This window comes from Limnovirga soli, assembly GCF_013106755.1.
GTDB classification, from domain to species: domain Bacteria; phylum Bacteroidota; class Bacteroidia; order Chitinophagales; family Chitinophagaceae; genus Limnovirga; species Limnovirga soli.
In genome coordinates, this window is the sequence record NZ_WHPF01000001.1 from 287,838 (window position 1) to 303,332 (window position 15,495).

Genomic DNA, 15,495 nt, shown 5'->3' on the forward strand with positions numbered 1-15,495 from the left:
CTTTTTACCGGTTAAAATGTAAACGCATGCCTTTATTAGATTCATCAAACTGCATATTTCCATAAACCATATTTCCATTTACAAATGTATTATTGATGGTGGCCGGGAAAGTAAAACCTTCCAGTGGGCTCCAAGCACATTTATAATAGATATTTTCCTTTTTTACGGTAGAAGGTTGTTGCATATCTGCCAAAACCAAATCGGCAAAATAACCTTCCCGGATATATCCGCGTTCCTTTATTTGAAAACAATCTGCTACGGCATGGCTCATTTTCTGTACTACTTTTTCAATGGAAATGTTGCCTTGCTGTACATAGTGCAACATTAGTAATACCGAATGTTGAACCAATGGCAAACCGGCATGCGCAATTTCGTAAGGTTCATTTTTTTCGGCCCAGGTATGTGGCGCATGGTCGGTAGCAATCACATCCAACCTGTCATCCAGCAATGCTTCCCATAAAGCGGCTTTATTATGCGGCGCTTTAATAGCTGGATTGCATTTTATTAAGTTGCCTAAAGAGGCATAATCGTCGCTGGTAAAATGCAGGTGGTGTACACAAACTTCGGCAGTAATACGTTTATCTGCCAGAGGAATCAGGTTGGTAAACAACTGCAATTCTTTAGCTGTGCTAATATGCAGAATATGTAAACGACTGCCATTTTTCTTCGCATATTGTATGGCTTTAAATGAAGATTCAAAACAACCTTCTTCATTTCGTATAACCGGATGATCGGAGGGTTCCAGTACCGGTTTTATTCTTTTAAGCTCGGCCAGGTTATGTTTAATGATTTGCTCATCCTCGCAGTGGGTGGCAATCAGTAGTTCTGTATTGGCGAATATTTTATCCAGTACCAGCGGATTATCTACCAATAAATTACCGGTAGAAGAGCCCATAAATATTTTGACCCCGCACACCTCATTTTTCTTTTTATTGGTTTTTAGTACTTCTTCAATATTATCATTGGAAGTACCCATAAAAAAAGAATAATTGGCCAGCGAGGTTTGGGCGCCAATGGCATATTTATCTTCAAGCAAGTCTTGAGTAAATACAGGTGGGCTGGTATTGGGCATTTCCATAAAGCTGGTAACGCCACCTGCTACTGCTGCCCTTGACTCAGTATAAATATTGGCCTTATGCGTTAGCCCTGGCTCCCTAAAATGCACCTGATCGTCAATAGCACCCGGCAGTAAATGTTTACCACTACCATCAATTTCAGTTACTGCATATTTTACATTGCCGCTGTGTAGTACTTGTTCTATGCGGCCTTTCTTTATTAAAACATCACCTTGTAAAATCTTGCCCTCATTTACTATTGATGTATCTTTAATGATATAATCCATTATTTATGAATTTCGCTAAAGGTAAGTTGTTGCAAATTATTTATTCCTGCTTGTTCATTTTTGTTTTTGGTTTCCCCATTTTTTTACATGCCCAAACCAACTATATACAAACCGGATTAAAGGACTATGATTTTTTAGACCGGCTGGAAATAAAAACCCGTAACCAGGATTTGTATTTCTCCAATATAAAACCTTATCCACGCAGGCTTACCGCATTACAATTGGCCTATGCAGATAGTTTGGCACAAGCCAATAGCAATTATGGCAACCTAACTGCCATTGATAAGTATAATCTGGAAAGTGAATTAATGAACCATTCAGAATTTACTACCCACCGCGATTATTTTAACAGCAAAAAGCCGGTATGGAATGCCCTTTATAAAACAAAAAGTCATTTATTGGAAGTAAACAATAAAGACCTTTTTTTGGCGATAGACCCTGTTGTTTATTTTGCCGGTGGCAAAGAAGGGGATAATGAAAATGCCTTATTTCAAAATACCCGTGGCCTGGCTGTTAGGGGCATGATTAGCCGTAAAGTGGGCTTTAATATTTATTTTACCGATAACCAGGAAAGCGTTCCCAGGTATGTAAATAATTTTATTACCAAATACGATGCGGTGCCGGGCGCAGGTTTTTACAAGGGCAGTAACCTGGCCACAAAAGGTACAGTAGATTATTTTGATGCCCGGGGCTCAGTCACCTGGAATGTGGCTAAATTTATTGACATGCAGTTTGGTTACGATAAAAACAGCCTGGGCGCAGGTTACCGCAGCCTGTTTCTTAGCGACTTCTCCAATGCGGCTACCTTCTTTAAAATCAATACCCGCATATGGAAATTTGATTACCAGAATCTCTATTTTGAATTACACCCCCAATACAATTATACCGGCAATTCACTGGCACCACGCAAGTATGCCCGCATGAACTACCTGAGCATGAACCTAAACAAATGGCTTAACCTCGGCATTTTTGAGGGTGTAAGTTTTGGCCGGAAAGACCATTTTGATTTTGCCTATTTAAATCCCGTTATGTTTTTACGCCCGGCCGAATCTAATGCCGGCAGCGCCGATAATGCCATGGTTGGTTTTGATGCCAAAGCCAATATTGCCGGCCGTATACAACTGTACGGACAATTATTAATCGACGAACTAAAAGTAAAAGAAGTGCTGCATAGTACCGGCTGGTGGGCCAATAAACAAGGCATACAATTCGGCATGAAATACATAGACGTTTTTGGTTTAAAGAATGTGGACCTGCAGCTGGAAACCAATAATGTAAGGCCTTATACCTATGCCCACTTTGACAGTGTGGCCAATTACACGCACTATAATCAACCGCTGGCGCACCCGCTGGGGGCTAATTTCAGGGAGTTTATTGCTATTATAAAAGCACAACCTTATAAAAAAGTGTATCTGCGTGCCACCGCCATTTATTATTACCAGGGTATGGATAGTGCCGGCGTAAATTTTGGCAGCAATGTATTTAGCAACTATAATTCCAGACCAAGAGATTATGGCTTTAGCATTGGCGATGGCGATAAAGCCACTTGCACCATGCTGCAGGTAGTAGCGTCGTACGAACTGGCGCAAAATCTTTTTGCAGATATTACCGGGCTATTTCGCAATTATTCTTTGGCCAGTGTTGCAGATAAACAGCAAACCAAAATGGTAACGCTAAGCCTGCGCTGGAATATTGGCCGCCGCGAATATCTTTTCTAATATTGGTAGCCGGGCAGCAGAACTTCCATGTAGCATCCTTGCGTCGCACACTTGATCTACAGCAAAAACCGGGGCTTTAAACAGCCAATTTATGCACTATTAAAACGAATTAATAAATTGTATAAAGCATCTTATTTTTAGCAGTTAAAACTAAAATAAAATAAAAGCCAGTCTAGAAACACTGGCTACGTATGCATTTCCATAAATCACATACGACAACTAATTATGAACTTTAATAAAGTCCTTTTATAAATTCCCAATTTTTATCTTCTTTCAATTCTAGCTTGTATAGATCACTATTCCTTATAAGCCTAATTAAAATAATATTCATTTTTATTAATTGGATTACCAAAACAAAAACGACTATGATAAAAGAGGCAATTAAATAGGTGGAATACATAGTTTATTGTTTTATTTATAAAATATATTTCGCTAATTGTTCCCTATTATCATCAGTAAGCCTGGACAAAGTTGGCATTTGAGGATAGTCAGCAAGTTTTTTACCAGCGCTCTTATCAATTGTATAATGCCTTTTTTATTTGTTAAATAAATAGCTACCATTTCAGTTATTGGAGACCCAGCTATCTTTTCTTTATGCCAACTACCGCAATTCACTTGAGTGTAAATAAAATCAACAAAAGCATTTGCATTATCAGGGAAGCATCTTCAGATAAGTAACTTTAAAGCGATGCTTAACCACCTTACCCTGTATCTCCGCTTTACGGATAGCTTTACAAAAACCATCATCTGCATGTGCATCTCCAAAAGAATCAATGTCTGCGCCATCAACAAAATATGCTTTCCTTTTTATACGTACTGCAAGGTCGCATCCTTCACCTTTCAAGTTAAATTTACATTCTCCACATGACACTTCTGCGATTATAATTTTTTTTGTTGTATCAGGTTTTGATAAATCTGGTTGCGCCTGCTGCCCATTCGCTTTTACAACAACAATGCTAAATATAAAAATGCTGACTAATAATTTCATATGAACAGGTTTTAATTTTTAAATAATATTTCTGCAAAAAAGCAGATAAAATAACTAATTGGAATAAATAGATTAAATGGGTGCATTATACTGGCATATAGTTTACATTAAAATATTCGTATTGCATATACTTTGCTGTTTCAATAGCAGCTTCCTTGCCTGAAAGTTGTTTTACGACATACAATGCCATATCAATGCCTGCTGATATACCTGCAGATAAAATGATATTACCATTATCAACAAATCGTTCCTCTGGATAAACGGTTATAGTAGGTTCTGCTTCCTTCAATGATTCAATAGCCATAAAATGGGTAGTCGCTTTTTTGTGCCGTAATAAATTTGCTTTTGCCAAAATAGGCGCACCTGAACAAACAGACAGTATTAATTCAGCCTTAAGCGCCCTTTTTTGTATCCATTTTAAAAGTAGCGGGTTATTCATTTCTTTTCTGGAACCATATGCAGCCCCATCAGAATGATAGCCACCTCCACCAGGCACCAGAAGAATATCTGCAAACGGACAGGTTTCAAATGTATAGGTTGGTAAAATGGTAAGCCTATTTCTTGCATTTACTATTTGCGTTTCGGCCACTGTAAAAACTTCGAATGCTTCCCCAATACCTCTTTTTCCAGTTACAGAAAAAACCTCAAATGGACCTGCAAAGTCAAGTACTTCCACATCGTTAAATATCAGAATAGCAATTTTTCTCATAATGGTGCCTCATCTATTAAATAGTAAAATAAGTATAGCCAAAATAAACCACAAATATGCGGCATAAAAATTTCAATTCATCTATATGCCAAACTAAAGCATTTCAATAAAACATAGTTGCGTCGCACTCCTGTACTGCATATCATTGATGAGCAAAGAATATAAAGCACAAGAGTGCGACGCAACGCAAGCTGAATCATGTTGTGAATCCGGGTACATTCATCTTACTTTATTTCTTTTTTTATTTGCTTTTGGATTAATGGCATCAATGCTATGTCATTACTTTAATCATTTTTTGCTACCAGGCGGATATACTTTAGGCATAAAGGTGCAATTTCCTTAACTATTTCTACAGCACTTTGAATGGAACTTCAATTTTTATTTTCTCCCATTCCATTGATATAGATCCACTATTTTCACTGGTATTTTTTATAGTATAAGTCAATCTTTGTATCATTTTATTTTCTATGGGCTTTACTGCCATTCGAAGCACATCTTCCGTTTCTTTATAATCATCTGCAAGGTGCTGCTGATAATTTTTATTCAAAATGAATGTCCATTCTTTTTCTCCGGGAATAGTGAAGACGGCATAAGTGCCTGCTTCAATTTTCTTATCATTTATTTCAATTGCATTGTTAATCTGAATACTGGTGGCTGTGTGTGCACCAGTAACCCACACAGCATTGTAGGGAACCAATCCACCCCAGATAATCCTGCCCTTTACACCGGGAGCATGATAGGTAATATGCAAATGTGTTTTACCAACCGATGCCATAGCTGTTCGTTCGGGACTACTCTTCATCGTGTCCTGTGTAATCAGGCCATTGTTCACACTATCAGCATAGCCGGAAGATGCCATTGGCATTTTGTGCATATCGTGCGATGCAGCACTATCAATATCTTTTGTTTCATCTGTACTGCTATTGCATGCGCTAAACAAAATAACAGTTGCAGAAATAAATAATATTTTTTTTAAAGTACTCATTTTTAATATTTTTTAAAGTAATAAATGTAAAGCCGATTTATATATCTGTTATAAATACCGGTAATGGTTTTTATGCCATAGCCTGTTGCGTTGCAATCCTTTCATTAGTATAAATTATGGCGTCAAAAAAATATACAACAAAAGATTTTCAAAGCAGCTTTACTTGTATTCAGAAAAACGTTTATCATTAATAAAGGCAGTATCTGAAAGTGATTTTAAAAATAAAATAATGTTTTTCTGCTCATCTGGAGTAAGTGCTATTCGCGGAACCCCATCCTTGTTTCTGAAAATACTGTCTAAGGTTTCACTTTCTTTTATGCCTGAGTTATAATGTTCCAAAACCTGTTCTAAAGTTTCCAGGCTTCCAGTATGCATATAAGGTGCTGTGTATTCAACGTTTCGCAGGCTGGGAACTTTAAATTTCCCTTTGTCATTCTGATTTAAAGTAATCTCGGCTCTTCCTTTATCAAAACGAAAGTCATTGGTTATGCCATTGTTTCTATAGCTGCCATCAGTAAATAAATCTGTAGCATGGCAACTACTGCATTTCATTTTAAAAAGTTGCAATCCCGCCAATTCTTCAGGCGTAAGTTGCACCCCTTCATGCCGTATATATTTATCATAACGGCTATCTGCAGAAATCATAGCTGCCAAAAATTGCGACAGTGCCTGCAAAAATTCTTTTGTTGAAATGGTATCAACAGAAAATGCATTTTTAAATAGTTGCCTGTACAAAGCAGCATTATTTAATCGCAATAATATTTCGTCAATATGCTCATCCATTTCAAGTTTATTTTCAATAGGATTGATAGGCACCATATCTAGATTATGTACACCACCATCCCAGAAAAATGTTCGATTAAAAAGTGCATTAAACACTGGCAAAGAATTTCGCCGGCCGTGCTTATTTCCTACCCCATGGCTAAAATTATGCCCTGCCTGTATAAATGCAGCTTGTTGCTGATGACATGAGCCGCAGGAAACAGAACTATCTCTTGAAAGCATTGTTTCGTAGAATAATTTCCTGCCAAGTTCAAAACCCTCTTCTGTTACAGGATTAATTTTTAAATCATAAACAGGATCTGGAAAATTGGAAGGTATTTTTATTTCAATAGGTTTAGGCTTATTTATACCGGTAAACCCAACTGAAATTGCGGCAATTATTGCAACAAATGCGATGGTAGTTTTATTTATTTTCATTTGTCTGAATTTGTGGCAGTAGCATAATCAATGCTGCCCAAATTAAAAGTGGAAATATAATTTTCTGATATTTTTACCGATAATTCGCCCCACATTACATCTGGATCTTTTGCAAGAAGTATTGGTGTTTTATAATTAAATAGTGCAGCAACATCTACATCGATATTAATTACAGGGATTTTATTTTTATTGGAAACAGATTCATTAAACGATATTGATTTTGTTCTGATGTTGTTTATGGTTTTGGATTGAAACCCTCCAAAGCCACCAATATGGTAATAAAAGTTATTGCCAGCTGAATCAGGTATTACAGGTGATTGTCCTTCCATTTTAAAAAAAATATAGCCTGAGTTCCAAGACCAATACATTACTTTGGCAGTGCTACCCACATCAAGTGTGCCTGTACGCCTGCTTATATCTGTGGTGTTTCGGGTACTATCAATGCCCACCATAAAGCTGATGGCGGTATATTTTGCTGCAGGCAGATTGTGCAGCACAATTTGCTGTGTGCCTATATCACTTTGCTTTACAAGGAAATAGCAACTATCCTGAGGCACTACATATTCGCCACCGCCTTTAAGTGTAAGTTTGATATTGCTTATAAAATAATTTAGTGTTTTTAAAGTCAACTTTTCACCGTGTGCATTTGTATATTCCTTTCCAAACTCAACAGCTTGATTGTTAAAAAGATTATTGAATTTTAATACCATTGTACCATTGGTTTTAGCTTTTGGCGGATTGACAAAACTTAACAACGCTGTTATGATTAAACCGAAGGCGATGATTTTAATAAGTGGATATTTCATATTCGTTTATTTTAATTAAAAAAGTGATAGTAGAAGCTGCAATAAAACTGCGCAATGTTAAGAAGGCTTACGGTATAGTGCCGAAGCATGATTCAACAGTACAAGAGTGCGACGCAAGTAAAGTTGAATAGTTGCATTATAGCCTGGTTCATAAAAAGCATTGTACATTTTTTAGCGGGGTAACGTATAGAATAGTTATTACTCGCTGCACTTGCCTATAATTTCATGAAACCGATTGTGCAAGGCGGATATTGCATTCTTCAAAACTTCATCGGTGTTTTTTCCGGTAACCATTTTAGCCAGTACAGCAGACTCCATCTCCAATTTAGTAAGCAGCTCCTTCATGCCATTTTTTTGAAAATTTAAGGGTATAGCAGACTGGTTTAATAGTTTTGCTTTAGCTGAAAGATCTTCGGCATTTTTTTTAAGTGGAGACAAATTTCCTTCCTCTGAAGGGTGAAAAGTTGCTGACATTACTTTGTGAAATTCATCCAGAGCAGGCCATTGAGAAAAGACAGATGGTTTTTGGGTGGCTGCATTTTTTTTCTCCGCATCAATAAGAGGAAGCAATAACATGTCATACATTTCTTTCATCATATCAGCCACTATTGGTTCGGCTTTTTTTGGCGTACCCGCATCATAAGGAGGTTTAGGATTATATTCCAGATCCAGCATTACCCCTTCGGTATATTGTTTACCCATTAAGTCATCAATAATTGCCAAAGACATATCAATACCTGCTGTAACTCCTGCCGAAGTCCAGTATTTTCCATCTTTTACCCAACGTTCATCTTTAAAGTTGGCCCCATAAAATGTCATCATTTCATCAGCCCTGTACCAATTACTTGTTGCATTTTTACCTTTTAATAAGCCAGTTGCACCTAATATCCAGGAGCCGGTACAAACACTGGTGGTGTAGGCAGTTGTTTTATCAATAGCTTTTATCCAGTTTAAGGTAGCAGTATCTTTTGTTTGCATAAAGGTTTCCATCGCACCACCCGGGATTACTAATATATCCAGGTTTTTTACTTCACTAAAAGAAGTATCAATTTTGGTTTGCAAACCCCGTTGGTTTTTTACCATCCCTTTTTGTTTGGCAACAAAAAATGTTTTAGCACCCATGATTTCGGCCAGGGTGTGATAGGGCCCCATTGCATCAAGGGTGTTGTATCCGTCATATACTAAAATACCGATTGTTTTAATGGGCACTTTGGGCTGTTTCATAATGATAGCCATCATTTCATTATGCCGTTTTTCAAGAGAGTCTTTATTTGCAGATTGGCCAAAACTAAAAGTTACAAACAAAATAAATATGGAAATGCTGATAGTTATTTTTTGATTCTTCATAAATGTATTAATTGAATGATAATGAAATTTGTTATTTTATTATTGAAATTTTTTACCAAAGTAATAGACGATAAATTCGCTATTGGGCGTTCCCTGGGAGTCTTTATTTATTCTTACTGCAGTTACCAGTTCCCAACCTAATGCAGAGAGTTCATTTATCACATCTACAGCATCGTTGCTTTGGTTAAGTATCTCCAGGATTTTTTTACGGCTAATGATACTATCTCTGCCTTTTTTGGAGGGCTGCGGATCTATAATTGAAATGGTGATATTGCCCAGCAAATCAACACTGCCGCGTGCCTCGATGTAGCGTTTTACCTGTGCATTGGCCGTAAATACCGCAAAGACTATAAGTATTATCAGCGAAAGCTTTTTCATAATTGTTACGTTGATTATTAAAAAATTCCAATTAGTGTTTTACTGCCCAATGCTGTATAATTATTAAAAGCCAAAGACAGGATTGTCTTTGGCTTTATGATTACTAAAACTTTGCACTTAAAGTAAACCCATAAGTTCCCGGGGATGCCATTAAAACAGTTCTTCCAAAACTGGTATCGGAGGGTCCATATAACAGGTATCGCTCATTGGTTAGGTTTTGGCCCCAAAAGAACAAACCGTAATTGTTGCAGGTTAATCCAATCCTGGTATTTACCAAAGTATAGGAAGGTTGCTTAAGGCTGTTTTGCATATCGGCGTAATAATTGCCAATATTTCTTATTTCCCCACGAGCAATTGCTTTTAACTTGTTGTTTATAGGCAACTCATACTGAGCGGCTAAATAAATGGTATGACTAGGTGTATTTGACAAACTGTTTCCGCCTACTTGGGTTTTTGTTTCAACGCCTGTTCCATAATTGACCCTTGTTAATGCAAAGTCTTTATATTTAGTTTTATCAAAACCGAAACTACCATCCAATTGCAAGCCCTTTACTGGTATTGTTGAAATTTCCAATTCTAGACCCATAGACTGTGCCTTACCCACATTTTCTCTTGCATAAGTAAATGGTGCCACAAGATTATACAGCTGCATATCTTTCCATTCAATAAGGAAAGCTGATGCACTTATACTAACCTTATTATCTGCAAAATGAGTTTTGTACCCAAATTCAAAATTATCAGAATATTCCGGATCAAAAGTTTGCTGTACACCAGAAGCGGAGGAGAATCGCTGGGCATTGATACCGCCGGAACGAAAGCCACGGTTGTATGTTATAAAAACATTGGATCTATCATTAACTGAATAACTCAGGCTGAGTTTTGGAGATAAAGCGGAATAATTTCCTTTTGCAGTTGTATCTTTTACGAAATCTGTTATTTGACCACCAATTAATGCTGCATCACCAAAGCCGTTAAAAGTTGATTGCCTTTTTTCATAATCGTATCGCAAGCCAACAGTAGCTTTTAATTTTTCTGTTAAAGAATAACCAAGCTCTCCAAATCCGGCCAAACCATAATTTTCGCTTCTGTTTCTGTAAATAATATATGAACCAGATGGCAAGCCATAGAAAGCAGATTCCCCATCAGACAATTCATAAACTAAGTTTGTGGTAGGCTCAAAACCTTTTTGCAAAAATCCATAAAAACCAGCCGTGTATTGCAATTTTTTTGCAGCATTTGAACTTATTCTCAATTCCTGACTAAATACTTCTTGAGGGGGTAACAATTCTCCAACATTTTTATCATAAAAAGTGCTGTAAAATCCAGGGAAATCAACATCACTATACCCGAGACGAATATTTTGATATGCAGTAATAGAAGTGAATGTAAAACTGTTGCCGTAAAATTTTGCTACCAGAGAATTGTTAATAATATTCCTTTTGTGTTCACCAATTCTTCTTAGATACACATTATCAGGCTTAGCAAATGCAATAGCATCGCTTGGTTGAGAAATCATAAAGCCGGTGTTATTGCTCCAATCGCTTTGTACCTTTACATTTAGGGTGAGTGAAAATTGATTTGAGGGCAACCATTTTAAAAATAAATTGCCGTAAAGATTTTTTTCACCACCTACCAGTTTTCCATTAACAGTTCCATCTGATGCACCGGTACCCGTTGTGTCATTTTTTAAATATCCATCCCTTGTTTGAAACAATCCTGTTAAGCCTAAAAATAATTTATCTTTTATGATAGGTGTTTTAAATCCTGCACTATATCGTTGCAAACCTTGATTTCCTGCTCCCGCTTCTACAAATCCGGATGCTTTATTTGTAGGTTTTTTGGTGATTATATTAACCACACCTCCCATAGCATTTCGTCCAAATAAGGTGCCCTGTGGTCCCCTCAAAACTTCAATGCGTTCAATATCTGCAAAGGCAAAACCATTTGCTAAAATATCGAGGTTGTTTACATCATCTATATAGGTTGAAACAGCTGGATTCTCACTAAATGCCTGAATACCTCTGATTGATTGTAATTGCTGACTTGCTACCCCTAGTTCCTGATAGGAGTAATTAGGCACCAATGCAGTTAAATCTTTTAGCCCCCATGTTCTGGTATCTTCAATTTTTTTAGCCGAAAGCGAGGTAATTGATGTTGCCACCCTAATAATATCTTCCTCTCTTTTGTTGGCTGTAACAACCACTTCGCCTAATTGTTGGTTTTGTTCATTCAATATAATGGCTATCTCGGTAGTTTGATTAGATGTAACTTTAACTTCCTTTAATTGCGCCGCATACCCAATTGAACTAACACTTAACTGGTATACCCCTGGTGCAATATTTTTAAAACTAAATGCACCCTGTGCATCAGCTATGGTAGTTTTGTTAGAGTTTAGAATGCTAATAGTTGCAGCGTCAATGCCATTGCCATTGACATCTTTGATTTTTCCAGTAATAGATTGTGCGTGCAATATTACCAATGAACTTAGCAGTAGTAAAGTAATCGTGAATTTTTTCATTGTTTTGATTTCTGTTTATAATTGTTTAAATATTAGTCCATATCCATTTAAAGAATAGGGTGATATTTCCGTATTGTAAAAGGATTATTAAGGATAAAGTAAGCACCACCAAAAGCTGTAGCATCCGGCGAATTTTTTTAAATCCTTTTTCATGCTTTTTTATTACTTCGGTTGTTTCCATTATATTAAGTTTTTAATTATAGCAAACTGGTTTAATGATTACCAAATGGTATTTAATGATGTTTATTTTTCCATTTATGATTTCTATCCTAATTGGCTTTGGATATATTGTTTGATTTTTCATTTAATGATAATTTTTTCTTAAATATTCTGGTCTTGTTCCATTCATTTTTTTGAAGAAAGTATTTATAAAAGAAGTGCCTTCAAAACCCAGTTTATATGATACTTCAGCCTTAGAAGAAGAGATATGATGAAGTAGCCGTTTGGATTCTATTGCTATTTTCTTTCTGATAAGTTCTCATTCTGTAACATATCTGTAATCATTGCAGAGTTTATTTAAAAAGTTAGTGGTTATATGTAACTTTTTTGCATAAAAGAAAGGTGTTTTTGCTTATTATAATTCTCCTCCAACAGCTTGTCAAACAAAATTATTTTCACATCCTTTGAATTCCCACTCTCCAATAAGGGGTGTCAGAGAAACTTTCTAATTAAATCAAACAGAAGTATATTGAGATACCAACGAAATACTTTTTCTACCCCCTTTTGTTCTGCTTTATTTTCTTCCAGCATCATTTGCAAAATGGTGCTCCAGCATTCTATTTGCATTGCTGAAAGGCGAACAAAATGTCTGCTCCTATTTTAAGAAATGCAAAATGATGTAATTCATTGTTGTTCTATCGCTTTGAAAAAAAACTTCTCGTAAGCAAATGGCCAAGCCCTTAGCCGACCTATTAATATCTAAGCTGAATACGCAATTAGGTTTATACTAATAACTTTTGGTTCATCAAGCTTTATCGAGCTATTATTTAACACTACAATACCAATCGCTTAAAAAAAAAAGCTACATGAAAAATGTATGCTTGCGAGAATGTATCAAGAAAGGATAGTGATCAAAAATCCTTTCCAAAGAACCAAAACAAAACGATTTGTTATTTGAATGGAAACACTAATTGGGTAAACAGTTATATTGGCTGTTTTTATACCCATTAAATAGTATTGAATGTTTTATTAAAAATTCAATTGAGCTAAACAAAATAAGATGGCGGATGGAAAACAGATTCCAGATAAGCGGAGGTTATAAAAGCTGTTTTAAAAGAAGGGAATGCAATATTTGTATTATAAAGTATTGCCTCAAAAGATAATTTTGATGAATAATCCTGACAAAAAAGGCTAATTTCTTTTGCTTTCAAATCAGGTATTTGCTGTTGTTGCTTTTGGTCCTTATTCAATTGATTTTCAAGGATACAGGAACCCTTACAAACAGGAATAGATTCGAATCTATTGATACAAAGATTGTTTGCAATATAGTCCTGATTGATTTTAAATGCAGCTAAAATCCATAGTTGACTTGTACATTGTACAAAAAAAGCAACAATTAGTAATATGGAAACTATTTTTCTCAATGCTGCAAAAGTAAGTTTAAAATTGTTCTTTTAGAAGTGTTTTTATATCATTTATAAGTCGTTTGGTTTCACTGGGATTTGTACTATTATATACCCCACGTATATGCCGATGCATATCAACCAAAAGTAATCCACCACTATGGGTAAACCCTCCAGGTGAGGTACTATCGGGATAAGCTGCAGAGAAATAAGAATGCTCGGAAAGGCTTAATATACTATCCTGATTACCAGTTACGAATTGCCATTTTGCTGATGAAACTCCCAGATTTTCTGCATAAGATTTTAGCCTTCGTATGGTATCGTGTTCTGGGTCAATTGTGTGAGAAATAAAACCGACTCTGGCATCGGTTGCATATGACAAATAGACATTGTACATTTCTTTTGTCATTTTAGGGCAAATCGTTGGGCAGGATAAAAAAATAAAATCGGCTACATAAATTTTATCTCTGAAAGTCTCATTAGTAATTGTTTTCCCATCTTGATTTGTAAGAATAAAGTCGGCAATTGTGGGATAAATGGTATCTGTTTCTGTAATAATTGGATTTCCCAAAAAAGGCAATTTTCCCTGCTTTTGATTGCAGGAACTAAAAAACATTAAGCAAATTAATATTATATAAAGTTTCATTCCTCTTAAATAGTTATTATTCAAAGATACTTGTCTTGCTTAATATGAAAAGGTTATGCAGATTAAAGTAGTATATTTTTTACAGCTGAACCTTAATGCTATTATTCATTTTAGGCATTAGGCATAAATGCCTATTTATGCTTTGTAATGTTCCAAAAATAAAGTATGCATTTCGACTATTTATGAATAAGTATTTATGTTTTAAAATAACCCAAACAAAAAAACTTGTACCTATAACAACATTTAATGAAATTAAAAATGCTTTAATTAAATCAGGATTTTTATAAATAAAATTATTCGCATGCTGAATTTAGTAGAATTGAAATTAAAACCTCCGAAAATCAAAAAATGTAAATGTCTTTTGCAAAATGAAATAAATAATAACGCAGCTCTGCATTCGCTGCCATGAAAACTGAACCCCGAACCGAGCGTGGCAAGCACAGCTGCCCAATCTGTTACAGCCGGTTACATAAATAGCTTAATGCAATATTGGAGTAATATCAGGCCTACCGGCCGGGGCAGGTTTATTTATTTCGTGCATACTCATGGTAGCAGCAATTACGGCGTAGGCAGGTGCCAGCATCCAACCAAAAAAAGGTATTAACTGAAACACATAAAATACAATGCCATTGCCCACAGCCAAGCCCTTATGGTTACCAATATAAAAAATGCTTTCAGCTGCATTCATTTTACGGCGTTCGCAACTATAATCCAGCATGCTAAACCCATAATAATAGCACTCTACCAAAATAGCCAGCAATGGAGTGGCCAATCCGAGTATGGGTATAAGGCTTAAAATAAGAATACCAACCAAATATACGGTTTGCCAAAGGGCATTACGCAAGGCAATTTGAATGCCCCGCACCATATCTTTTAATAACTGTTGCAGGGTAAAAGGGTAATCTTTATTTTGTAAAATGGCATCTGTTTTTTCGCTTAAGTATGCAAAAACAGGAGAACCCAAAATAAGCCACCCATACTTAAACAACGAAAAATACAAAAGCATTTGTATTAACCAAAGTGTTAAGGCGGCCAGGGTAAAAAAGAAACCCAATAACCCGCTTTTCATATGATCGAGCCAGGTTTTTAAACCGGTTTTTAAACTAAGCCACTCAATAAATGCATTGGCGGTCTGATTAAAATAATACATAGATACCACAAACAGTATCATGTAAATAATACCGGGAATAATTATCCATTTCCACAGTTTATGTTGTTTTATAAACTGGTGGGCCCTATAATAACTTTGAAATGCTATAATGATCTCTTTAAGCAATGCTGCGTATTTTGCGGTTA

14 protein-coding genes are annotated in these 15,495 nt (G+C 35.9%); 1 reads left to right on the forward strand and 13 read right to left on the reverse strand.

Annotated features, from left to right (window positions below; genetic code table 11):
- Nucleotides 1-4 precede the first annotated feature (4 nt).
- Complete coding sequence (locus GD597_RS01065; RefSeq protein ID WP_216368485.1) at nt 5-1,342, reverse strand: dihydroorotase; 1,338 nt, start codon at nt 1,340-1,342, stop codon at nt 5-7.
- A gap of 5 nt (nt 1,343-1,347) precedes the next feature.
- Between GD597_RS01065 and GD597_RS01070 the strand changes: the two genes are divergently transcribed.
- Complete coding sequence (locus tag GD597_RS01070) at nt 1,348-3,060, forward strand: hypothetical protein (protein WP_235954142.1); 1,713 nt, start codon at nt 1,348-1,350, stop codon at nt 3,058-3,060.
- Between the two features lie 652 nt (nt 3,061-3,712).
- On the opposite strand, the gene GD597_RS01075 is transcribed toward GD597_RS01070, so the two are convergent.
- From GD597_RS01075 to GD597_RS01130, 12 genes are all read right to left on the reverse strand, one after another.
- The gene (locus GD597_RS01075; protein WP_216368486.1) at nt 3,713-4,048 is read right to left on the reverse strand and encodes a DUF6370 family protein; all 336 of its coding nucleotides are present in this window, start codon (nt 4,046-4,048) and stop codon (nt 3,713-3,715) included.
- A gap of 85 nt (nt 4,049-4,133) precedes the next feature.
- Entirely contained in the window at nt 4,134-4,757 is a 624-nt protein-coding gene (locus GD597_RS01080; protein WP_171605941.1) for a DJ-1/PfpI family protein, read from the reverse strand.
- Nucleotides 4,758-5,106: 349 nt separating this feature from the next.
- Nucleotides 5,107-5,742, reverse strand: coding sequence for a DUF2911 domain-containing protein (locus GD597_RS01085; protein WP_216368487.1), 636 nt, complete (start codon nt 5,740-5,742; stop codon nt 5,107-5,109).
- Between the two features lie 159 nt (nt 5,743-5,901).
- Nucleotides 5,902-6,942 (reverse strand): cytochrome-c peroxidase, encoded by a 1,041-nt coding sequence (locus GD597_RS01090; RefSeq protein WP_171605942.1) that lies wholly within the window; start codon nt 6,940-6,942, stop codon nt 5,902-5,904.
- A complete protein-coding gene (locus GD597_RS01095) occupies nt 6,939-7,748 on the reverse strand; it encodes an MbnP family protein (protein ID WP_171605943.1) in 810 nt (269 codons plus the stop codon). The genes GD597_RS01090 and GD597_RS01095 overlap by 4 nt, the downstream gene beginning before the upstream one ends.
- Nucleotides 7,749-7,946: 198 nt before the next feature.
- Entirely contained in the window at nt 7,947-9,095 is a 1,149-nt protein-coding gene (locus GD597_RS01100; RefSeq protein ID WP_171605944.1) for a DJ-1/PfpI family protein, read from the reverse strand.
- Between the two features lie 39 nt (nt 9,096-9,134).
- A complete protein-coding gene (locus tag GD597_RS01105) occupies nt 9,135-9,473 on the reverse strand; it encodes a hypothetical protein (RefSeq protein ID WP_171605945.1) in 339 nt (112 codons plus the stop codon).
- 103 nt (nt 9,474-9,576) lie between these two features.
- Entirely contained in the window at nt 9,577-11,991 is a 2,415-nt protein-coding gene (locus tag GD597_RS22050) for a TonB-dependent receptor (protein WP_171605946.1), read from the reverse strand.
- Between the two features lie 25 nt (nt 11,992-12,016).
- The gene (locus GD597_RS01115; protein ID WP_171605947.1) at nt 12,017-12,172 is read right to left on the reverse strand and encodes a hypothetical protein; all 156 of its coding nucleotides are present in this window, start codon (nt 12,170-12,172) and stop codon (nt 12,017-12,019) included.
- 1,024 nt (nt 12,173-13,196) lie between these two features.
- On the reverse strand, nt 13,197-13,574 hold the full coding sequence (locus tag GD597_RS01120; RefSeq protein WP_171605948.1) for a hypothetical protein: 378 nt from the start codon (nt 13,572-13,574) through the stop codon (nt 13,197-13,199).
- A gap of 16 nt (nt 13,575-13,590) precedes the next feature.
- A complete protein-coding gene (locus GD597_RS01125) occupies nt 13,591-14,124 on the reverse strand; it encodes an SCO family protein (protein ID WP_216368488.1) in 534 nt (177 codons plus the stop codon).
- 553 nt (nt 14,125-14,677) lie between these two features.
- A complete protein-coding gene (locus tag GD597_RS01130) occupies nt 14,678-15,475 on the reverse strand; it encodes an EI24 domain-containing protein (RefSeq protein ID WP_171605950.1) in 798 nt (265 codons plus the stop codon).
- Between the last annotated feature and the right edge of the window lie 20 nt (nt 15,476-15,495).